The organism is Paenibacillus luteus (genome assembly GCF_006542765.1).
In the GTDB taxonomy this organism is placed as follows: Bacteria; Bacillota; Bacilli; order Paenibacillales; family Paenibacillaceae; genus Pristimantibacillus; species Pristimantibacillus luteus.
This window is the reverse complement of sequence record NZ_SKCD01000004.1, coordinates 101,476-124,186: the sequence shown is the minus strand read 5'-3', so window position 1 is coordinate 124,186 and position 22,711 is coordinate 101,476. Positions and strand designations below refer to the sequence as shown.

Below are 22,711 nucleotides of genomic sequence, written 5' to 3'. Positions count from 1 at the left end.
GAAATCAGCGAACAGACATAGGAGATGAACGATATGAACAAATGGAAAGTGATGCTTAGCGCGGTAGTTATCGCGGCTGCTCTGGCAGGCTGCGGGGTGCAGGAGGAGCAGGCTGGCTCGGAATCGCAAACGGAATCGCAGGGCGAGGTTCAGCCAAACACAGGGACGGGCGGGAGCCAGACGAGCGATGCAGGCCGGGGCCAGATGGGAATGGGCATGCAGGCGGATCTAATGGGCAAAATTAAATCGATTGACGGACAAACCATCACGCTTTACAAATCGGCTATGGGACAAGGAGGTCCCCCTCAAGGAGACGGCACAGGCGGTATGCCTGCTGGCGGCGACGGACAACAGCCGCCTGAAGGTGGACAAGCTCCGGCAGATGGCCAGCAGCCCCAGCCTCCAGCGGGAGACGGATCCGCACCGTCAGGCGATGGAACCGCGCCGCAGGGCGGCGGAAGAATGAACATGGGCGCGATGTTTACCGATGAGACCGTAGACATTCAAGTCACCGATGCAACCAAAATCGTAACCGTAACATTTGAGAACGAGCAAATGGTAGAAACCGAGGTTGCGCTTGCGGATCTGAAGGCTGACGATATTTTGTCTGTGATGCTCAAAGACGATACTCAAGAGGCAGAGTCCATTACGATTCGAACGGGCGGCTTCGGCGGTGGAGGCGGTGGCGGAAGACAGCCGCAGCAGCAACAGGATCAGGCAGCGACTACAACGACAGCAAGCTAAAGTCGCGTGATTCGTTTTGACAGATTCAAGCGAATGGAATGAAAGGAGCTATATCTGGTGCAGCAAAGCTGCTTACTGGGATAGCTCCTTTTTGTTTTAAGACTTGTATTGGAATTTTTAGCTATACTCGTTTTCTACCAGAGAAGCTATGTTACAATTTTGAAAAATAGCTAAAGGGGAGATAAACATGAATTCGCGTATTCATATTAGGCCTATGATAAATACGGATGTGAGCTTGGTCTTTCATGCGCTAAACCATCACAATATCAGTAAACCGTTAGACTACATCAATCGATGCTGGGAACAAAACAAGACAGGAGAGAGGACTTCGCTGATTGCGCTTCATGAAGGCCAGTTTGCTGGATGGTTGCATCTATTAAAGACATCCTATTATCCCCATTTTGTTGAGAACGGCATTCCTGAAATTAATAATTTTGATGTCGTGCCCACGCTGCGCCAGCTTGGCATTGGATCGGCATTAATGGATGCGGTAGAAAAATTCGCATTCGAGGAGCACCGGATTGTTGGCATCGGCGTAGGCTTGTACGAGAGCTACGGCAATGCTCAGAGATTATACATCAAACGAGGCTATATTCCCGATGGCAGAGGCGTGATGTACAAGGAGCAACCTGTCATACCGGGGACTGAAGTTTGCGTGGATGATGATCTGGTGTTGTATTTTACGAAGGAAAGACGGTAAGCGAGGCGAAGTATAGATGCCTGATACGAAGCCTGGCTGCTGGATTGGATATCCATGTATTTTTGAAGCACGGATTGTAGCCAATGCGAAAAAATTGACGGACAAGGTGAAAGCGCCTAAAAACGGCGACGTTCACTTTGTCCGTTTTTTCATGCCTATGGCATGGAATTTACTAAGCCAATACCTACTTAATATCTTATAAGAAATTCTTGAAATAACAGAAATTTATCCGATAGGGGGGTGCTATTATACAAATATAAATAAAGACGAGGTGATGACATGCAAACGAAATTGGCAGCGGAAGCCATTCCCATCTCTAAAAAGCGGAATTCGTGGATAAGAGCCATACAAAAGTATAAAGTGATGTACATTCTTTTATTTCCGGCATTAGTTTATTTTGCCGTATTCAAATACATTCCTTTAGCGGGAATCATTATTGCTTTTAAAAACTACAATCTGGCTTTGGGGTTATGGGATAGCCCGTGGGTAGGGTTGAAAAATTTCCAAGATTTTATTAACGGCGTTTATTTCTGGGACATCATGAGAAATACGATTGTCATATCGCTGTATAAGCTATTGTTCGGTTTCTCCGCTCCCATCGCACTTGCTTTGCTGCTTAATGAAGTTCATACCCAATGGTTTAAGAAAATCGTACAAACCATTACTTATTTGCCCCACTTTCTGTCTTGGGTCATTGTTTATGGATTGATGGTCGCATTATTAGCCCCGGGCGATGGACTTTTTAATATGATTTTGAAGGAAAACGGTTTTGAGCCCATCTCCTTCCTAACGGAGCCTGCTTGGGGGAGGCTGCTGGTCATCTCGTCTGAAATTTGGAAGGACATTGGCTGGGGAGCGATACTTTACCTTGCTGCATTAGCAGGGATCGACCCAAGCTTATATGAAGCGGCTCGAATGGATGGCGCTTCCAAATGGAGACAGCTCTGGCATGTAACCTTACCCGGCATTCGTGGCGTCATTATTTTGATGCTCATTCTGAAATTGAGCCATATCCTAGACGCTGGTTTTGACCAAATCTTCATGTTTGCCAACAGTTTTAACCAGGAGAAGATCGATATTATTGACACATGGGTATACCGCGAGGGGCTGGAGCGTCTTAAGATTGGCCTCGCTACTGCTGTGGGATTGTTTAAAGCTGTCATTGGATTTGTTTTGGTACTGGCTGCGAACAAGATCGCCAAAAAATTCGACGGGCAAATTTGGTGAGGTGGTATGAGATATGGTTAAGCTGACGATCGGGGAAAAAGCATGGCAATCAACCGTTTATTTTATTCTTATTGTGCTATCGCTGCTTTGCTTGCTTCCCTTTTTATATGTGGTCGCTGTTTCGTTAACACCGGAATCGGAAGTGTTAAGAAGAGGGATTGTGATTATACCAGAATCCTTTACCTTTGCAGCCTATAAAGAGGTATTCGTATCTAACGGCATTGGGCAGGCGTATAAAATAACGCTGTTCCGAACGATTGTAGGCACGGCGTTAAATGTGTTTTTCACGGTAATCGCAGCGTACCCGTTATCCAAAAAATATTTGCCGGGACGCAGCACGTTTTTATTATTCATTGTGTTTACGATGATGTTTAGCGGAGGACTAATTCCGACTTATTTGTTAATCCGCTCTTTGGGGATGTTAAATAGCCCATGGGTTTTGATTGTTCCACATCTCATTAGTGCATTTAATCTAGTGATTATTAAAGGATTTTTTGAGCAATTGCCTGCTGAAATCGAGGAGTCGGCGAGAGTAGACGGCGCAAGTGAACTTCAGTCGCTTTGGAAAATCATTTTACCGCTGTCCATGCCTGTCCTCGCTACGATTTCCCTATTTTACGCAGTGGGACATTGGAATAGTTATTTCGATGCAATTGTGTATATCAATGATGCGAACTTAATGCCGCTTCAAGTCGTCTTGCGCAACATTTTGCTTAACATCGCAAATCAAAGCGCGGAGTCGATGGCCAATACCGGAACGGTTAGCCAGTTTGCAGTTCAAATGGCTGCTGTTGTCGTAACTACGGTCCCGATTCTGATCGTGTATCCGTTTATGCAAAAGCATTTTACCAAGGGTATGCTCATGGGATCGATTAAAGGTTAAAAAGCAAATCTTATCTAGGTTGTTACGGGGAAACCGTGATAATATACAAGCAAAGGAGAGGTCAATATGCAAAGAACAAAGATTTCATTTGCTATTCTGGCTGCTGTTGTAGGGCTCGGAACGCTATTGTCGGGATGTGGGAAGCAAGAAGAGGTTAAGCCGGCAGCTTCGAACAGCTCACCGTCCACGGATAACGCGTTTGCGAAAAAAATGAAAATCACGATGTTTAACCAAGGCACGTTCAACGCTGCCGCTCCGATTCCTCCACGCGATGAAGACATTCAACGGCAAATGCTGGAGAAGGCAATGAACATCGACTTGGATATGATGATTCCTCAGGCTGGGCAATCAACAACCAAACTAAATACGCTTATTGCAGGCGGGGATATCCCAGATTTGCTTTTCTTGAAGAGTCGGTCCGATCTCGCGCAATATTATGATCAAGGCGTGCTGGCGGATTTGACGCCATATCTGGATCAGTTCCCTGAACTTAAGAAACGTTTTAGCAGCGACTCCTGGGAGGCGATGTCCTATCAAGGGAAAACCATTGGCGTTCCAGGTTATGATAATGTAAACGGTATCAGCCGAAGCTTCTTCATTCGCAACGATTGGTTGAAAAAGCTGAATATGGAAGTGCCAACGACACCTGACGAGCTGTTTGAAGTGATGAAAGCCTTTACAGAGAAAGATCCGGACGGAAACGGCAAAAAGGATACGTACGGCTTCATCGGCGGTATGAACAAAGAGGGCAGTCTGCAAACCTACGGCTTCGATAGCCTGATGTGGATGTTTGGCGTCAATCCTCCATCGGCCATCGAAGTGAAAGACAATGAACCGGTATTCCTATTTATTGATCCTAAAATGAAAGAAGCGCTTGCTTACATTAATAAAATGATGGCAGCCAATGTGGTAGACCCGGATTGGGTGACGATGACCTCGCCTGACTTGTTGGACCAAAAGCTATTTAAGGGCAAAGTCGGCTTCATGATCAGGGATGCGCGTAGGCTGGAGCCGGATTATCAGCAGAAAATGAAAGAAATCAGCGGAGAGGTGCCGGAATGGATCGTGATTCCTCCAATGGTAGGTCCTTACGGCGATCAAATCGTAGAGAGAAAATCGTTCCAAGGCAATTCATGGGCGATCTCCAAGAAAGCGGATAAAGACAAAATCATTCGCATCTTGTCCATGCTGAATTACCTCTTTACGGACGAAGAAGCCTATCCGAATTTTGCATACGGAATCAAAGGGATTCATTGGGACGTAGTGGATGGCAAGATCAAAAATAAAACGTCCGAATTATCGAAGGAAATGAAAGAAAAGTACCTATGGGTCGATCATTACAGAATGCCGCGCCGTGGTGACGATGCCGAGTACTTCAGCTTCCAGAATCCTAAGACGGCAGAAGCTTTCGTGAACAATCAGCAATATGTAGGGCCAACGCTGCCTGGAAACTTATTGACCGCTGACCCTAGCGATACCTTGGCAACTGACCGTTCACGTTTCATTAATGAAAGCTTAGTCAAATTTATGACGGGCAAAGACCCACTATCCAATTGGGACAATTTTCTCCAAACGTTGGATACCAAGTTTGACATGCAGAAATATAAGGAAACAGCAATCAAGCAATTTAAAGAAGCAGGCTTAATCAAGTAAATGAACGAAGAGAGTGGCTATTCTTAGCCCCTCTCTTTATTGTCATTTTAATACGAACTCCAAAGGAAGATGAGCAATGCGAAGAAGAATCAGCTTGCCTTTAAAATTATTTTTTATCGTGTTTGCGTTTGTATTAGGCTGCATAATCTTGATAAGCCAATTGTCCTATCGCTATGTCCAAAAGGAAATAAGAACCAATGACATCTACTACACCAACCAAATACTCGATAAGGTCGATCAGTATTTCACCGTTAATTTTTCCTCCTTCCAGACGATCCTGTTCTCGGTCGAAACATCGGTGAAAGCCAACATTGACAATACGGAAGTCATCAAAAAGCAATTAAGAGAGCTATATGAACTCAACAGCAATTACGTCAGTAATATTTATTTGATCAAAAGCGATTTATCCATTGTAGGCGGAAGCACGCCTACCCGCATATTCGATGAAGCTTTACCAGAAAGAGAGCCGTTATTTGATGCGGCCGACAAGAACAGAAGGACGACCTTCGTCAGCGATCCTTATAAATCCAAGTATTCCGGCTGGACAGTTACGATGGTTCGATATTTGAACGGCGCTCCGTTTCCGATGGCCATTGCGGTAGATCTGGATCTAAATGCCATTGAAGAAACCCTGTTCAAGATTAATAAACAAGAACAAATGAATTTGGCTCTGATCACCGCATCGGGTAAGATCATTGCCGGATTTTCGGAAAATAGAGGACCGCTGAATATTCAAGATCATACGTTTTCAATCGGGGAAACGTCAGCAGAACAAATTCTGGATACGGCAGAAACAAGCCTTCAACTGCATACCAAGGATGGTTTGCTGGTCTCCCTTCTGAAAAAACCGACGGAGAAATTCAATTGGACCATCATCTCCATTAACGATGAATCACGCTTGAAAGCGGCTCTGTCCAGGCTGGAAACCTATTATATCGAGATTCTAGCTGCAGGCCTTCTCTTAAGCTTGTTCATTTCCTTTTTAATTGCCAAGTATATAAGAAATCCGCTCTATTTGCTCAAAACTAAAATGAAACGAGTGGAGCAAGGCATCCTCACAACGACAATAACCATTAACCGAAATGATGAGTTCGGAGATCTCTCCCGGGCTTTCGACCGTATGCTGCAGCAAATTGTGGAATTGATTCGGCGAGCGGAGCTTCATAATGAGCTTGAGCGAAAGCTGGAGATTCAAGTGCTGCAGTCTCAAATCAACCCTCATTTTTTGTATAACACGCTTGGTTCAATCAGCAATGTTATACGTCTGGGACAAATAGAGAAAGTAGATGTGGTGATCGGGTCGCTCATTTCATTATTGGAATATGGGATAGATGACGCTTCAGAGAAAGTTTCCTTGCGTCAGGAATTACGAAACGTAGCGGACTATATCGAGATCCAGAACATCCGGTACAACAGAAACTTCCAATTGATTGAAAATATCGAAGCAGGGTTAATGGATTTTCCTGTTTTTCGAATGCTGCTGCAGCCCCTTGTGGAGAATAGCATCTTCCATGGCTATAACGGAGGCGGGATCGAAGGCCCGATCACGATTCATGCTTACTCGGAGGGCGGAATCGTCATCATAGAAGTCATTGATCTAGGCGAGGGAATCCCGGCCGATAAAATAAAGCATATTTTAATTTCTGCACCGAGTGACGTGGAAGTAAAGAGAAAAAGAATCGGCTTAAATAACATTCATGGCCGAATAAGGCTTCACTACGGAGAACAATTCGGGCTTCAAATTATTAGCATACCTAAGGAAATAACTCGTGTACGCGCTATATTCCCGACAGATTTGCTTAAAGGAGATGCATAATGGTGAGAGACTTTACCTGCTTCATTGTTGACGATGAAGACCTAATCATTCAAAGATTGGAATTGTTTTTTAACGAGCTCTCCCATAGGGATAAACGATTTGTTTTAGTGGGAAAAGCGAATAACGGGCTGGATGGGATCGAGGAAATTTTAAAGCTTAAACCGGATATCATTATATCGGATATCGTAATGCCTCGAATGGATGGAATCTCGATGATTGAGCAGCTAAAGCCGGAGCTCCCCCATACCCAATACATTCTTTTGACCGCTTATTCATCCTTTGAATACGCCCAGCGAGCTATTCATGCCAACATATTGGAGTACATTGTTAAGGTTCCGCTGAGGGAAGCGGATTTAGATCGTGCCTTAGCGAAGGCGGCTGGGATTCTCAATGAGGTTAAGAAAAAAGAAGCGGAATTCCAATCGTTAAACGTGTCCGTGCTAGAAAATAAATATAGAGTCCGCAAGCAATTTTTTAACGAGCTTATCCGAGGGGAAATCCCTTCCCACCGGGCATCGGATTTTGCCAATCGCATGCAGTTCCATTTCTTTCAAGCCAACTATTGCTGCTTTATTGTTGAAATGAATACGTATGAAAGTTTCCGGAACGAGTACTCAGCCGCTGATCAAAGCATCTTGAAATATGCGATAACGAATGTAATCGAAGAAACGGTGATGAATGGCGGAAGCGGCGTAGCTGCGGATTTGTCCGATAATCGGTTTATTGGCTTTCTTTCCTGGGAAAATAGCCGCAGCGATATGGAAGCGGAATACGCTTGCCAATCATTAGGAGGGCAGATCGTCTCTCATTTGCAGCAATATTTGAATCAAAGGGTATCCGTTGCTTTCGGAGGTCCGCACCGAGGCTGGGAATCGATCAAACAAGCGTACACGGAAGCTAAAAATGTGAGCGAGGATTTTTATTATCATACAGACAAAGTAGTAAAAACACCCATGCATCGGTTCCACTACCATAATGACAAAAAAGCAGACTTTCAGCAGAAACTGGCTGATTTTCTTCTATGGGTGAAACGGAAGGTTTCCAAGGAAGAGCTGGAGAATGCATTCGCCGATCTGAACCAATTTGTTACGGACCATAAAATCCATAAGTCGATCATGGCGCCGATGCTTAGAGACTTGTACAGAGACATTACCGTAAAGTTTAAATCGGGGAACAAGCTGGCCGCGGAAGCAGCAGAATTCCCCATGGACTTTATGGCATTTCAAGAACAACTTGCCTATATTTGCGACTTCACCTTCGAATATGTACACGCGGGGCAAATCTTGCATCGCGCAGAAATTATGAGTGCCATGCAGTTTATAGAGAAGAATCTGAAACAACGATTGACGCTGGAGGCCATTGCCGAGGATGTGAATTTGGCACCGTCGTATTTTAGCAGCTTATTCAAAAAAACAATGAACGAAGGCGTGATCAGCTATATCAACCGTAAAAAAATCCAATTGGCTCTCGAGCTGTTAAATGTGCAGGATTATTCTTTGTTGGAATTGTGCGAGGAAGTAGGCATCGTCAATGAAGGGTACTTTTGCAAACTATTTAAAGAATATACGGGTGATACTCCCAAGCAATACCGGATAAAAATGACGCGGTACGAATCCAAATAAGGATGCGAAAAATGTATGATTTTTTCGCGAAATCCTGTAAAAAAAAGAGGGCCAAAACAATTACCATGATAGAAGCATCTAATCATGGAGGTTATCAAAATGGAGCTTATAAAAGCAGATGTAACCGTCGTAGGCGGAGGTATTGCTGGGATATGCGCTGCCATTGCTGCCGCACGCCAAGGGCTGCAGGTTTCTCTTATTAATGATCGGCCGGTGCTTGGGGGCAATGCGAGCAGCGAGGTCAGGGTTCATATCAACGGGTCGGCATATCTCGGAAACAGCCCATCCTATTATGCGCGCGAGGGAGGTTTGGTGGAAGAACTCAAGCTGAAAATCTTTCACTATAATCCGTTATACAACAAGAAGCTTATGCTTTCGCTTTCGGATACGGTCTTATTGGACATGGTTTATGCTGAGCCTAACATTTCCCTATTCCTGAATACATGCGTGCATGAAACGGGCATGGAGAACGGCAGAATTCAATGGGTGGACGGCATTCAACTCGCTTCCGAAAGAAAATTTCGTTTTGCAAGCCGAACCTTCATCGATTGCTCAGGCGATGGCATTGTCGGATATCAAGCAGGCGCTCACTTCCGATGGGGAAGAGAGGCGAAGCATGAATACAACGAGGAGCTGGCTCCTGAGGTAGCGGACCATTACACCATGGGAGATACGATTTTGTTTCAAGCCCGTGACGTAGACTATTCCGTTCCTTACAAAAGGCCTGGCTTTGCGTATGATATTACGAAGCTGCCTTTTTTCGATAGTATCCGAAAAGGCTTAAACCATCGGTCTTTTCCGAGGAAGATTAACGGGCTTGGCGGATTGTGGTGGCTGGAATACGGCGGACATATGGATATTATCCAAAATAATGAAGACATCGCCTTGGAACTGCGGAAATTGGTGTACGGGATTTGGGATTATATCAAAAATAGCGGCGAGTTTGATGATGTGGACAATCTTATCTTGGATTATGTATGCCCGATACCGGGGAAGCGGGAGTCAAGGCGGTTTATAGGGGAGCACATGCTGTCGCAGAACGATCTTACAGCAAAGCCTCATTTCGAGGATGCAGTATCCGTCGGAGGATGGTATATGGATCTGCATGCGAATAAAGGCATCTACGATGAGGGGCCGGCTACAGCATGGAATTTCGTGCCGGGATTGTACAATCTCCCTTTCCGCAGCTTGTATTCACGCAATATTCCTAATCTCATGTTTGCTGGCCGCAATATAAGCGCTACCCATGTGGCTTTCGGATCTACAAGGGTCATGGCAACCTGCGGTTGTATGGGGCAGGCGGTAGGAACGGCGGCTGCGTTATGCTTGAAATACGACGCAGACCCCGCAGACATAGTCAAAGCCCATATGGGTGAGCTTCAGGCGCAGCTGCTTCGGGACGGGCAAACGATTGTGGGGCTTCAAGAGGAGTTGGATCCTTATTTCGCCGACGGATTAACGATTCGTGCCTCGTCTCAGCGCAGCTATGATAATCTTCATCCAACCGAAGAGATTTCCTTGGAGAAAACGTTATGTTTGGTTTTGCCGATTCAGACATCCATGGCTGAAAGCGTGCGGATCAAAATTAAAAATAAATCCGAGCAAGCGGAAACTTTGCAGGTGAAGCTGTTTGGCGGGGAGCGGAAGGAAAACTATATTCCCGCCAGCGAGCTGAAAGATTACTGCTTAGTTATAGCAGCAGGTCACGATGACTGGATTACGCTGGACCTCGGCTGCAAGAAGCCGGCTGACGACAAAATCTACATCGTACTGGAAGGTGCGGCGAGCCTTGCCGTATACGGCAATGAAGAAAGGTTGACAGGAGCGGTCAGCTTTCATTATAGGCCTGAAGTGCCGTCTAAGCTGAAGAAGCTGAATAAGAGCATTTGCTTCAAAGACCTATTGCCAGCCCAAAATATGTATAGCCCCGAGAATGTCGTCAACGGCTTCTCCAGGCCTTATGGTCTGCCGAACGGTTGGATATCTGAACGTACGGAAGGACAGGAATGGTTGGAATTGTGTTTTGCAAGCCCCAAACATGTGGAGGAAATCCATCTTGTGTTCAATTCACGGCTGGATTTGGAGCATTTTGACGATCCGATCGAACTCCTTATCCAAGATTATGATGTGACCTTGACCTTAGAAGACGGAACCGAGAGTGAAATCTTCATCCGCGGTAATTATCTCACGCTGAATAAACATAAGGTGGACGCGAAACGCGTAACCCGAATCCGAATTCATTTCTGCGCAACCTACGGTTCTCCTTACTATGAAGTGTTTGCTGTAAAATGCTTTGCTCCGAAATTAATAAGTGAGGGCAGGTGAAGTCGCGATGAAGGAACTTTTTTCTCGAAGAGGGCTGCCTAATGTCATTTCGAAGTTGGAAAACGGGGAAACCGTGACAATCGTCTATTTTGGCGGCAGCAATACGCGTTCTCAAGGATATAGGGTCATGACGGGAGAGTGGCTTCAAGGTAAGTATCCCCATGCGGAAATCCGCTCTGTGAACGCAGGCATTGATGGGACAGGATCGGACCTCGGCTGCGCCCGCTTGGATACGGATGTGCTGCGTCATCAGCCCGATCTCGTGTTTGTTGAGTTTGTTGGTAACGATGGCGGCGTTTCCGAGTCGAAGGCACGGATCGAAGGGATTGTCCGTCAAATCCGCAAGCGAAACCCATTTACCGATATTTTGTTCGTTTATACGCTGAAGGAGCGGGATGTGGCCTTATTCCAATCCGGCGAATACCAGAAGGGGGCTCATATGCAGGAGGAAGTGGCCGATTATTACGGCATTCCTTCCATTCATCTGGGCGTAGCGGTCAGTCAGTTGGTATCCGAGGGAAAACTCATTTTCACCTCTAGGGCAGATCAGCTCATTCCGGGAGCCGTTATTTTTACACATGATTCGGTCCATCCGACAATTCCCGAAGGGCATCAGATTTACACGGATACGATTACCCGATCATTTGAGAAAATAAGCGAGCTTCGCGACGATCAAGAAAGATCGGAACATCACTTGCCCCAGAATCCATTGGTTCCGGCTAATCCTTGGGAGTATGCATCCATGCTGCCGCTGGATCGTGTTGCTCTTTTTTCGGAAGGATGGTCTTACATGACCCCCGATGATTTTGCTTTAGTGCGCGAGTACAATTGGTTGTTCCCGGGCCTTTGGCGAGCAGTCGATCCTGGAGAGGCTATCACGGTGCAATTCGAGGGGACCCATATCGGGTTATTCGATATCGGAGGGCCTGATTCCGGCCGATTGAAGGTGTCGGTGGATGGAGGTGAATCCTTCCTTATCGATCGATTCACACCCTATAACGATCATAATCGAAATCAGTATGTTTTCTTGCCAGAGCTACCGAATGGGAAACATACGGTTCGCTTTGAAATCGATAACGAGAAGACAGACAAAGCGGCCATGTTTGAGGCAGGCGGCAATGAACGAAGCATGGAGCATGTTCGGCAGCATCCAGCTTGGTATGATCAAACGGTCATTCAGCTTGGAAAACTGTTAGTGGTGCAGCCGCCATTATAATTGATTTGTCCACTTGGAAAACCTACATTCTATCTGACTGCAATTGAGCGGTCAATTAGGATGTAGGTTTTTTCTTGAAATATCGGACAGGATATCATTTCCTTAAAATCTTATAAGAAATTGTTGAAATGAAAGAAATTTCATGATGGGGCGACATGCTATGATAAAAACGACGGAGCGGGGTTAGCCAGCAGGATAAGGCTAATTGCTTCTTTACGATCATTTTAGCAAAGGGGGCATTATTATTTTGGAAGCGTTATCATTAAAAGGAGAGGCTGTGAGTGGTTTGGTCAAAGGACTGGTCAAAAGGAAGCTGTTTTTCTTATTCGTTTTCATCGTGACGATAGTAGTTCCTTTCAGCCTAGCAGGAATAAGGACCGCTTATGCGGAGACCTTGCCTTATCAAACGATTATCATCGATGACGGGAGCATCACGATTAATGATGTTGTGACACCTGATGCGGGTAACGAGAACAATGGCTATTCTGCTCCCAATTGGACCACAAGCACAGGGGTGAAGGGGTATGACCAATCCAGCTCCAAATATACGAGTACAGCAGGCAGATCGATAACCTGGAATCCGCGCTTGGAAGCAGGAACGGCGAAAATATCGTTATACAAGCTTAACTGGGAGGATAAGGCAGACAGCAATGTGAAAATCGAAATCGTTCATAATGGAACGACGGATGTGCTCTATATGGATCTGAGGCCCTCATTTGGCGATCCTGCGGGATGGGTTGATTTGGGAGAGTACTATTTTTCCGGGGTTGGTGAAGAATTCGTTAAATTGACCCGGTCTACCGGCACCACGAGCACGATACTTACACGCGCTGATGCGGTCAAATTCGAAGGGAATATTCAGCAGAAAGAGCCTCATAAGACGATCATCATTGATGATGGAAGCCTTACGATTGACCATGTGGTCACCGTTGATGCAGGTAACGCGAGTAACGGGTTCTCTGCTCCTTATTGGACCACAAGCGCAGGAGTGAAGGGCTACAATAATTCCAGTTCCAAATATACGGATGCCGTAGGCAGAAGCATCACATGGAATCCGCGATTGGAAGCAGGGACGGCAAGAATATCGTTCTATAAGCTTGATTGGGCGGATAAAGCAGATAGTAATGTAAAGATTGAGATTGTTCACAATGGGATTACGGATGTTTTGTTTATGGATCTTAGGCCTTCGTCGGGCCCATCGGTCGGATGGGTGGATTTGGGGGAGTATTATTTTAGTGGCGACGATACCGAATTTGTCAGGCTGACCCGGACGCAGCCTACGACGGGCACGATTATTACCCGGGCCGATGCAGTCAAATTTGAAGGGAATATCCGGCAGCAAGCACCGCCGTTGCCCGCCTTGCGGAGCCGCACATTAACGAATCTCAGCTATACGGAAAAAGGGAGCATTGAAAATGCAAACTATAAGGCGACCTTCTATGAGGCAACATGGGATGGAGGCAAATCCATCGTTCGTGACATGTTCTACAAGAACGCGGACACGGGAAATTGGATGCCAATCCATAATGTGGCGGAAAGGCTTGAGGAGCAATGGGTTTTATTGGATGGTAATGCAGGGAGCCGAACCAATTACTACGATACGATGAACACACGCTGGATTACATTCGACGGGATTAGTTTTCCCAACAGCCAAACGGCGGTATTAACCGATGCTATGCATGGAAGCGATTACGATTTTGAAGTGAACTGGTCCATGGCAGGGAATAAACCAGATGTTTCCTTCAACTTTACGCCTCGCCGCGATGGCAATTATGTGATTGGATATCAGTCCTTCACAACAGAGCTAATCTCTGGCGTTAATGAAGTGTTAAATGGTTTCAGGTCGCATGCAAAAATGGTAGGTACGGTGGAATCAACAAGCTTGAGGGAGCTGAGCGCTCCGATGAGTCTGGTGGAGAAGAATGACGGTGCGGGAAATCCATTGACCTATGGGGTATTTGTACCTTCGGAAGAGCTTCCGGTTGAATTTGAACCGACGGGCGGCGTTACGAAACAGCGGCTTGGCATGAGCCTTGTCAACAACGAAGGCAGCGTGCAGCCGATTCTTTATGCCCCACAGCTGGGGACTTATTCGCAAATGGCCGCAGAAAGCACCTATCAATTTCATATGGGGCTAATCGCGGAGCGCGGCAACCTTTATGAGTCCTACGCGGATATTCTTCGCAATGAGTACGGTTATTCGGCATATCGGGAAAATGTCTCAGACCTGTCGCTTACCGACGCGATGTTCAATATGATCGATCTGCTAAAGGTAGAGCCGCAAGGGGACGACTCTGTTCAGTTTGTCCCGTCACCTAGCGGGTGGTGGAGCCGTGCCAAGGGCTTTATCGATATCGAAAACGAGGATAGTGTTCGAACAAGTTCGAATGCGGTTCTTCTGGGGGCTTACTATTTGACCGGGGACGACCAGCTTTACGATACGAGAGCATTGCCGTCCGTTCAGTATGGCGTATCGCGAAATGGCATCGGCTGGTCGCCGACGCAGAAGAAAGTATACGGGGTGCCTTCGTTATGGAAAATGGCCACCCTGCCGTTCGATGTTTCAAGCGTAGCCGCTGTTAATCAGATGATGGGCACTTCGGCAGGAATTAGGGCGCTGGCAGAGGAAGAATACCTCGTGCGCGATCCTGACCAGAAAGACCGGGGGCCAGTCATTCAGCCCCTCATGATGTATCGTATGACGGGAGAGGCGCAGTATTTACAGGCTGCCAAGGATGCAGCCGACAGCTACATCCTGCAGCATATCGATACTCCTGAATCCATCAATGTGAGCAAAAATGAGTTCATCTATTATTACAGCAAGCTGTGGATGGAGATTTTGGAGCTTTACGAGGAAACTCAGGATCCCAAATATTTGAATGCCGCATACAAGGAAGCCAAACGGTATGCCACCATGTTCGTTGCCCGTCCAGTTCCTGAAGGCACCGTTACGATTCCGCAGCCCGAGACGTATAATTACGCGGAGTCGTTCCATTGGCCGGAAAGCGGGAAATACCAATATCCTCGGAGCAAGCTCCCAGAAGACGTAGCCGGAGGCGTACAAGCGGATAGTTGGCTTGTTTCTCCGAGCGGATTGACGTTTGAAGCGGGAAGTACAACCGGCTATTATCGGATGAATGCCCAGGAAGCCCCATTCATGCTGAGATTGTCGCTCTATACCGGTGATAAACTGCTGCAGGATATTGCTCATAATGCGGTTATTGGACGATATTCCAGCTATCCGGGTTATTACTATAAGGGCTTTGCCGTCAGCCAACTTGAACCGGATTTTCCTCTGGAAGGACCAAGTGGGGCTACATCCATCTATTATCACCATATTCCGGGGCAGCTCGGGCAAACGATGGATTATTTGATCAGTGAACAATCCTTGAAATCGAATGGGAGCATTACCTTTCCTTCCGTATTCGAAACGAATTTTTTATGGTTTAAATATCACCTTTATGGCAATAAACCAGGTCATTTCTACGGCAATTCCGACGTTTGGCTCTGGATGCCCAAGGGGATTATCCAGACGAACGATCCTCAATTAAACTGGATAACGGGAGAGAGCGGGGATAAATTTTACATCGGGCTAAGCAATTCATCGTCCGAGGAAGTTCAGACTTCGATTGAATTGAATGCGCAAATCATTGGGTTCAACCCGGCACAGGATTATACCGTAACCATCATCCGCGATAATGGCACACCAGAGCAAGCGGTTATGCGCGGCGGAAGCATACAAGCTACGGTATCGAGCAAGGGAATAACCGCTATCATCGTAGAGGGACTTAATATTGACGTGCCGCTGCATCAGGTAAGAACGGCCGATTCATCGGATGCAAGCTATTTCTTCGATATCCATAGTCCAATCGATGCGGTTAAAGGCATGCTGATCGTAAAGCCTGACGAAACGGTTTATGATGCTTATGTGCAAGCAAAAACGACCAAACCGGCGACCATCCATTATTCCTTGGATGGTGGGGCTACGTATACGACCATCCCGGATACGATCTATCCGATGGAATGGTCGATTCGGGTGAACGATTTATCCGAAACCTTCACTTATTACGTGGAATCGGAGGGGAAACAGACCCGCAAGCGGACACTCTATCTGCCTGATCAGGTAACGGAAACTCCGGTCCAACCCGATTGGCAGGATGGTTCGTCTATCATTGTGGATAATACGGAGGCGGAGACAGAAGGAGCCTGGATAAGAGATACGACGGCTAACGATTATTACTATGATAATTATGTGTATGCCAAATCGACGGCCGGCACAGCTACAAGCAAAATCGTGTGGCGGCCGGAGCTGCCGGAAAGCGTGACTTACAGTGTGTATTACAAGCTTCCGCAAATAACCGCTGCGAGTGAAAATTGGGCAACGAATGCCTCATTTGCCGTTTATTATAGGGGGGGCTCCGAAACGGTTACCGTTGATGAGACAACGGCGAATGGCACTTGGGTGCACCTAGGCGATTATCCTTTTGCTGCAGGTGATAGCGGGTATGTGGAGCTAACCAATAAGGCCAACAAGTCGCGGGTAGTTGCCGATGCAATCATGTGGGTGGACCCGAACAGGATGCCGCAATTGGAGTCTGCGGTGATTCTGTCCGATCGGAACGAGCTCCAGATGACTCAAACCGCACAACTGAGCGTAACGGGCTATTTGGATAACGGTCTGATCGGTGATCTGACACAGGCCAGTGTGGAGTATTTCGTTGATCGTACGGATCTGGCCGAAGTGGACAGCAGCGGTAGCTTGACCCTACTGCATCTCGATGGGGAAACGGATCACATTGAGGTATGGGCCACGGTCACGATTGACGGAGCAACCTTAACAACACCGCCTTTGGCCATAACGATCAAGGACCTAACCGTTATCGTCGACAGTACAAATACAACGGGGCTATACACGACCGAAGGGTCTTGGAGCCAAAGCAATTTAGCCGGATACAAAATTGGGGTGAAGTCCCGCTATTCTACCGTTCAAGGATCATCAGCCACGTGGAAAGGCCAGTTCCCAGAGGGGACATATACGGTCTCCATCTACAAGCTTGTCCATACAACGGCAAACGATAATCATGTGAAAGTGGAAGTGAAGCATCAGTCGGGTACCGAGGTCAGCTATATCGATGCAACAGTCGGTTCATCGGGATGGCTTAATCTAGGAACGTTCGACTTTACGGGAGACGGGAGCGAGTATGTTCGCTTAACCAGAGTTACTCCTACAACGGTTGACCCGCCAACGCTTCCTGCCGATATGATCTATACGAGGGTTGATGCTGTCAAGTTCGAAAGGCATTCCGTTAGTCCCGAGCTGCTTGCGAATGAGGCTCCAGTTAACGAATAAAAGCGGTGTTGCGTCAGGCTTACATGGCAAAATAACCTTAAAAGCCGAGTGGATGGGAACGATCCGCTCGGCTTTTTCCTTGCTGCACGAAGGTTATCCTGTGCAACTATTAGTAAGCAACATAAACCTGAATATCTTGATCATAATTGCCGAACTGCTTTCCGAACATACTGAGGCCGCCGCTGTGCGCCGCCGTTTCCGGCGCGCTAATGCGGAACCGGATATCTTCGCCGATGCTTAGGCTGAGATCGTTTACCGCAGTGTCGGACATGCGGATGCCGTCGATAAAGGCACCTTCCGAGTCGACGGTGATTTGCTTAAGCAGCCCATGCTGGGTCCCGAGATCCCACCATTCTGGCGTATAGACGCCTCTTACGGCTCCAAAGTCGCCTGGGCATGTCCAGGTGCCGAGACATCTGTCGTTGATGTAAAAGGAAAGATCAGAGGGCCAATTTTCGTTGTAATGAGGAGCTTCCGAGCAGATTTCAAGCGAGATGGACAAGCTTCTAACGGTTTGTTTGCCAACTAAGTAATTAGGAATGCGGTATTCAATAAAGCCGCTGCCAAACCAGAGATGGCTTGCCTTCACATGCTCGGGGTCAGAGAAATAACGGGGATCGTCGACCATGCCGATAATTTTGGTGCTTGACGCAAGTCCGCAGGTTGGCTTGACCTCGTAATTCGAATACTGCCCAATCGGAATCGAAACGGCGTAGCGGTTTTGATCGGGCTTCTCTTTTACGCGAAATTGCAGTGTCGCCGAATCCAGCGTGAGATGGCAAATTTTTTGCCTGCCTCTAGTGCTTGGCACGCTTTCCGTCGTAACGATCGCTGCTTCTTCAAGCTTTTGAATATGCTTGGTGACGATCGCCGATGATATGCCGAGCGCCTCTGCCAGATCCTTGATGTTCATTGGTTTATGATTTAATAGTTCGATCATCTTGATTCTTGTTTCTGATGCGAAGCATTCAAGAAATTTGAGATTGCGGCTGTTTACCTCAATGTTCATGCGACTCAAGTCCTCATTCCGTTTGGTTTCTTTTAGTATATAACCCAAAAGTTAATGATACAATGTTTAGGTTCACTATAGTTGCAGCAAACATGCTGTATAGGCTGCTTTACAACAAAAAGATGCCCCGCTCAGTCGATATGACTTTGCGGGGCATCTTTGGCTGCCAATTCATATTAGTAAAGTGAAATTGTTAATGTATCACGCTCAAAATAGGAATGAAGCGTTGCTTCGCTGCCAACAATCTCTACGCTAATTAAAGATTTAAGACAGGTTTTCAAGGCGTTTTTGCCAGTGGTCAGTTTGCGATTAAGAACGGTAGACAGTTTTTCAATGGCTTGTTTATTCGTATCGGTTAAGTAGACGGGTATCGTTTTATTTTGGAACATCAGCATCGTTTTCATGGTATGGTCCTCCATCCCGTTAAGGATTTTTTTATAGTGTAAAGTATTTTTTTTATAGTGTAACTGACAATTATTAAATAATTCTTAAAATTCGGTGAGAATTTGGTTACAAAGCTGTAACTTTTGGCAAAAAAGCGTGCTGCGCCTACATTTTAACTTGTTATCCCCGGCGTTCTGACACGTCCAACTGTTTTTTTCGGAACTGGGAAGGTGTACATTTCATCATTTTGCGAAATACTTTAACGAAGTAACTGATGTGATCGAAACCGACATCTAGCGCCACCGCTGATATTTTGAGCTCGGGCCTCAGCAGCAGCTCGGTTGCTTGCCTGATCCTGTACGCGTTTAAGTATTCAATAGGCGTCTGTCTTGTCATCGTCTTAAAGAAGCGGCAAAATTGTCCTTCGCTCATGGGAATCTGGTCGGCGATTTCAGAGATGCGAACCGGACGATGGAAATTTTGCTGCATATAGACAATAGCTTTCTTCAGCCTGTCGATTTTGGTCGTGTCGGCCATGCTTGCCTCTGTGCGGTTGCAGAAGCAGCCTTGCTCCGCGATTTCTTGGAGCATCAGATACAAACGGCCCTTAACGGCAAGCTCAAGGCCGAGGGGTTGGCTCTCATAAGCTTTCATGATGCATTGCAAATGCTGGAGCAGGGCATGTCCCCATTCAGTGTCTGGTGTAATATGCCTTGGAAACGTACGTTTCTTATCCTGCAGGGGGGAGATAAAACGCTCCTGCGCAGCATCATAACTAGCACTTGCGAGCATATGGGTATCAAACACGATGGCGCAAAAAGAGCAGGCATCGTCTCCAAGGGCATGGCCCGCGTGGATATCGCCGCCGTCGATAAACACCGCCTCGCCCGCTCGTACGGGAAAATAATCGGTATCTACCTGAAATAGCACTTCGCCTTCAAGCACGTAAAAAAATTCAGCTTCTGCATGCCAGTGGCAATCCAGTACAGGTATGCCAGCCTCGGGATGCTCAATCCAATAAGCGGCAAGCGGGAACATATTGTCGCCATGCAAGCGGTCTTCCTTCAATGAATGACGAGTGGTTTGATCCATTTGTTACAGCCTCCTGCGCAGATATCGTTAGGTTTGGCTTTCATCAGAGGCAGATCGTCAAAATAGTGCTATAGATGAGCAGTATTCTGTTAGATTAGTACGATTAATTATCAGTATAATGCAATTATGAAGGATTGCAAATAAAACAAAACAGGAAGGTTGGTTCAGTCCATGAAATTTACAGACGGCAACTGGCTCATTCGTGATGAATACACAGTATTAGGAGCGGTACAGGTTCATGATTTTGAACAAAGAGACGGCAAGCTGACGGCATACGCTTCGCCGCAGCCGATCGTTACCCGGTCAAATATGCTAGATACGATGCTGCTGACGGTTCATTTCCATTCTCCATTGCCAGGCATTATTGGCGTTAAACTTGTACATCACGCAGGAGTTGCGGAACGAGGACCGGCATTCGAGCTGTCCAAGGCGACAGGCGACCACGTTATTATAGAAGAAACAGAAAACGAAGCGGTGCTTACCAGCGGGAATTTGAGCGTCCATATTCGCAAAGGCCCGGTTTGGGCGGTTGATTTCTTCCGCGGCGGCGAACGCATTACAGGCAGCACGCAGAAATCGATGGCTTACATTAAAGAAGACAACGGGAATACCTTTATGCGCGAGGAGCTGGATGTTGGCGTTGGCGAATGGGTATATGGTCTAGGCGAACGCTTTACGCCATTTGTAAGAAACGGACAAGTCGTAGACCTATGGAACAAAGATGGCGGCACTAGCTCCGAGCAAGCCTACAAAAACATCCCATTCTACATTACAAACAAAGGATATGGCGTATTCGTTAATCATCCTGAGCTTGTTTCGTTCGAAATTGCATCGGAAAAAGTTAAAAAAGCACAATTCAGCGTGGCTGGCGAATCGCTTGAATATTTCATCATCGACGGCCCAAGCATGAAGGAAGTTCTTAACCGCTACACGGATTTGACGGGCAAGCCATCCTTGCCGCCGGCTTGGACATTCGGATTGTGGCTGACGACATCCTTTACAACGAACTATGATGAAGAAACTGTTAACTCTTTCGTTGACGGAATGGCTGAGCGCGACCTGCCGCTGCACGTCTTCCACTTCGACTGCTTCTGGATGCGCGAATTCCACTGGACGGACTTCAAATGGGATGAGCGTGTGTTTCCGGATCCGGTTGGCATGCTGACTCGATTGAAAGAAAAAGGGCTGAAAATTTGCGTTTGGATCAATCCTTACATCGCGCAGCGTTCGCGCTTGTTCGAAGAAGGAAAACAAAACGGTTATTTGGTCAAAAAACCAAACGGAGATGTATGGCAATGGGATCTATGGCAGCCAGGCATGGCTCTTGTTGACTTCACCAATCCGGCTGCGTGCGAATGGTACGCGAGTTACTTGCGTGAGCTTGTAGACATGGGCGTAGACAGCTTCAAAACAGATTTCGGCGAGCGTATCCCAACTGATGTTGCTTATTTTGACGGCTCTGATCCGATGAAAATGCACAATTACTACACGCAGCTCTACAATAAAGTTGTATTTGAAGTGCTTGAAGAGAAGCTTGGCAAAAACGAGGCAGCTTTGTTCGCGCGTTCAGCTACGGCTGGCGGCCAAAAGTTCCCTGTACACTGGGGCGGAGATTGCTACGCGGATTATGAATCAATGGCAGAGAGTCTGCGCGGAGGCTTGTCGCTCGGCATTTCCGGCTTCGGTTTCTGGAGCCATGATATCGGCGGTTTCGAAAATACGGCACCTGAGCATGTATTCAAGCGCTGGCTTGCCTTCGGCTTGCTATCGAGCCATAGCCGTCTGCATGGCAGCAAATCGTACCGGGTGCCTTGGGCTTACGATACAGAAGCGGTAGATGTGACGCGTTTCTTCACGAAGCTGAAATGCCGCATTATGCCTTACCTGTTCAATACAGCCGTTCAGGCAACTGAATTTGGTTTGCCTTCCATGCGTGCGATGGTGCTAGAATTCCCTGAAGATCCGACTAGTGAAATTTTGGACCGCCAATATATGCTGGGCGATTCCTTGCTGGTAGCTCCTATATTCAATGAGCAAGGAAATGTTACGTATTACTTGCCAGCCGGCAAATGGACGCACTTACTGACGGGTGAGGTGGTAGAAGGCGGATCATGGCGCAAGGAGAAATATGATTTTTTCAGCCTGCCTTTGTTTGTTCGTCCGAATTCGATTATCGCACTGGGTGCTAATGACGTCCGTCCAGACTACGATTACGCGGACGGTGTATTGCTTGAGCTTCATAACCTGGAGGATGGCAAAACTGCAGAAACTCTTGTGCGTGACGTTAAAGGCTCGACGGAGCTTACGGTATCCGCAAGCCGAGATGGTAATGCTATTTCTGTGAAGGTTGATGGAAGCAGCAAACCATTTTCCTTTGGCATCAAAGGGCATGGCGACATCGTTTCCGTAAATGGCGTACAGGCTGAAGTAACCGGCAATGTGATCAAGCTTTCACCAAGCTCAAAATCATTGGCGTTCACGATTCATCTCTAAATGACAGGATAGAGCAGCTCTGCCGAGGCCGTAGGATGGCTTTCGCAGGGCTGCTCTTGTATTCTAAGCGAAATAAACAAGCTTTGACCAAAATCGCATAAGAAAAGGATAATAAAACAGCTGTTTTTAATAGATGACTGTCGATATAATGAAAGGCGTAAAGCAAAATCCAATACACTAAAATCAAAAATATAAGG

15 protein-coding genes are annotated in these 22,711 nt (G+C 46.8%); 12 read left to right on the top strand and 3 right to left on the bottom strand.

The window, feature by feature from the left end:
- Positions 1 to 33 precede the first annotated feature (33 nt).
- The 11 genes from E0496_RS03225 to E0496_RS03175 all read left to right on the top strand — a co-directional run bounded on the left by E0496_RS03225 (position 34) and on the right by E0496_RS03175 (position 17,536).
- A complete protein-coding gene (locus E0496_RS03225) occupies positions 34 to 744 on the top strand; it encodes a hypothetical protein (RefSeq protein ID WP_141500223.1) in 711 nt (236 codons plus the stop codon).
- Positions 745 to 931: 187 nt separating this feature from the next.
- Positions 932 to 1,444: a GNAT family N-acetyltransferase gene (locus E0496_RS03220; RefSeq protein WP_241674541.1), complete on the top strand. Its 513-nt coding sequence runs from the start codon at positions 932 to 934 to the stop codon at positions 1,442 to 1,444.
- A 16-nt stretch (positions 1,445 to 1,460) separates the two neighbouring features.
- Complete coding sequence (locus E0496_RS03215; protein ID WP_141500222.1) at positions 1,461 to 1,646, top strand: hypothetical protein; 186 nt, start codon at positions 1,461 to 1,463, stop codon at positions 1,644 to 1,646.
- Positions 1,647 to 1,723: 77 nt separating this feature from the next.
- Positions 1,724 to 2,671, top strand: a complete 948-nt coding sequence (locus tag E0496_RS03210) for an ABC transporter permease (RefSeq protein WP_141500220.1) — start codon at positions 1,724 to 1,726, stop codon at positions 2,669 to 2,671.
- A gap of 13 nt (positions 2,672 to 2,684) precedes the next feature.
- Positions 2,685 to 3,554, top strand: coding sequence for a carbohydrate ABC transporter permease (locus E0496_RS03205; RefSeq protein ID WP_141500219.1), 870 nt, complete (start codon positions 2,685 to 2,687; stop codon positions 3,552 to 3,554).
- 66 nt (positions 3,555 to 3,620) lie between these two features.
- Complete coding sequence (locus E0496_RS03200; protein WP_139992037.1) at positions 3,621 to 5,207, top strand: extracellular solute-binding protein; 1,587 nt, start codon at positions 3,621 to 3,623, stop codon at positions 5,205 to 5,207.
- Positions 5,208 to 5,283: 76 nt separating this feature from the next.
- Positions 5,284 to 7,023, top strand: coding sequence for a sensor histidine kinase (locus tag E0496_RS03195; protein ID WP_141500217.1), 1,740 nt, complete (start codon positions 5,284 to 5,286; stop codon positions 7,021 to 7,023).
- Positions 7,023 to 8,645: a response regulator gene (locus E0496_RS03190; RefSeq protein ID WP_141500215.1), complete on the top strand. Its 1,623-nt coding sequence runs from the start codon at positions 7,023 to 7,025 to the stop codon at positions 8,643 to 8,645. Before E0496_RS03195 ends, E0496_RS03190 begins: the two co-directional genes overlap by 1 nt.
- A 99-nt stretch (positions 8,646 to 8,744) precedes the next feature.
- Complete coding sequence (locus E0496_RS03185; RefSeq protein WP_141500213.1) at positions 8,745 to 10,970, top strand: FAD-dependent oxidoreductase; 2,226 nt, start codon at positions 8,745 to 8,747, stop codon at positions 10,968 to 10,970.
- 7 nt (positions 10,971 to 10,977) lie between these two features.
- Complete coding sequence (locus E0496_RS03180) at positions 10,978 to 12,186, top strand: SGNH/GDSL hydrolase family protein (RefSeq protein WP_141500210.1); 1,209 nt, start codon at positions 10,978 to 10,980, stop codon at positions 12,184 to 12,186.
- A gap of 205 nt (positions 12,187 to 12,391) precedes the next feature.
- Positions 12,392 to 17,536, top strand: coding sequence for a golvesin C-terminal-like domain-containing protein (locus tag E0496_RS03175; protein ID WP_206669700.1), 5,145 nt, complete (start codon positions 12,392 to 12,394; stop codon positions 17,534 to 17,536).
- 109 nt (positions 17,537 to 17,645) lie between these two features.
- On the opposite strand, the gene E0496_RS03170 is transcribed toward E0496_RS03175, so the two are convergent.
- The 3 genes from E0496_RS03170 to E0496_RS03160 all read right to left on the bottom strand — a co-directional run bounded on the left by E0496_RS03170 (position 17,646) and on the right by E0496_RS03160 (position 20,021).
- On the bottom strand, positions 17,646 to 18,545 hold the full coding sequence (locus E0496_RS03170; protein ID WP_141500207.1) for an ArsR/SmtB family transcription factor: 900 nt from the start codon (positions 18,543 to 18,545) through the stop codon (positions 17,646 to 17,648).
- Positions 18,546 to 18,721: 176 nt separating this feature from the next.
- Entirely contained in the window at positions 18,722 to 18,949 is a 228-nt protein-coding gene (locus tag E0496_RS03165) for a 3-dehydroquinate dehydratase (protein WP_138754710.1), read from the bottom strand.
- A 160-nt stretch (positions 18,950 to 19,109) separates the two neighbouring features.
- Complete coding sequence (locus E0496_RS03160) at positions 19,110 to 20,021, bottom strand: AraC family transcriptional regulator (protein WP_141500205.1); 912 nt, start codon at positions 20,019 to 20,021, stop codon at positions 19,110 to 19,112.
- A 171-nt stretch (positions 20,022 to 20,192) separates the two neighbouring features.
- On the opposite strand from E0496_RS03160, the gene yicI reads away from it, so the two are divergent.
- Positions 20,193 to 22,514, top strand: coding sequence for an alpha-xylosidase (gene yicI / locus E0496_RS03155; protein WP_141500204.1), 2,322 nt, complete (start codon positions 20,193 to 20,195; stop codon positions 22,512 to 22,514).
- The last annotated feature ends 197 nt before the right edge of the window (positions 22,515 to 22,711 follow it).

Coding starts and splice junctions, on each gene's coding strand:
- E0496_RS03190 (WP_141500215.1), top strand. CDS start 7,023: ATGGTGAGAGACTTTACCTGCTTCATTGTTGACGATGAAGACCTAATC.
- E0496_RS03210 (WP_141500220.1), top strand. CDS start 1,724: ATGCAAACGAAATTGGCAGCGGAAGCCATTCCCATCTCTAAAAAGCGG.
- E0496_RS03160 (WP_141500205.1), bottom strand. CDS start 20,021: ATGGATCAAACCACTCGTCATTCATTGAAGGAAGACCGCTTGCATGGC.
- E0496_RS03225 (WP_141500223.1), top strand. CDS start 34: ATGAACAAATGGAAAGTGATGCTTAGCGCGGTAGTTATCGCGGCTGCT.
- E0496_RS03220 (WP_241674541.1), top strand. CDS start 932: ATGAATTCGCGTATTCATATTAGGCCTATGATAAATACGGATGTGAGC.
- E0496_RS03215 (WP_141500222.1), top strand. CDS start 1,461: ATGCCTGATACGAAGCCTGGCTGCTGGATTGGATATCCATGTATTTTT.
- yicI (WP_141500204.1), top strand. CDS start 20,193: ATGAAATTTACAGACGGCAACTGGCTCATTCGTGATGAATACACAGTA.
- E0496_RS03185 (WP_141500213.1), top strand. CDS start 8,745: ATGGAGCTTATAAAAGCAGATGTAACCGTCGTAGGCGGAGGTATTGCT.
- E0496_RS03195 (WP_141500217.1), top strand. CDS start 5,284: ATGCGAAGAAGAATCAGCTTGCCTTTAAAATTATTTTTTATCGTGTTT.
- E0496_RS03165 (WP_138754710.1), bottom strand. CDS start 18,949: ATGAAAACGATGCTGATGTTCCAAAATAAAACGATACCCGTCTACTTA.
- E0496_RS03200 (WP_139992037.1), top strand. CDS start 3,621: ATGCAAAGAACAAAGATTTCATTTGCTATTCTGGCTGCTGTTGTAGGG.
- E0496_RS03205 (WP_141500219.1), top strand. CDS start 2,685: ATGGTTAAGCTGACGATCGGGGAAAAAGCATGGCAATCAACCGTTTAT.
- E0496_RS03170 (WP_141500207.1), bottom strand. CDS start 18,545: ATGAACATTGAGGTAAACAGCCGCAATCTCAAATTTCTTGAATGCTTC.
- E0496_RS03180 (WP_141500210.1), top strand. CDS start 10,978: ATGAAGGAACTTTTTTCTCGAAGAGGGCTGCCTAATGTCATTTCGAAG.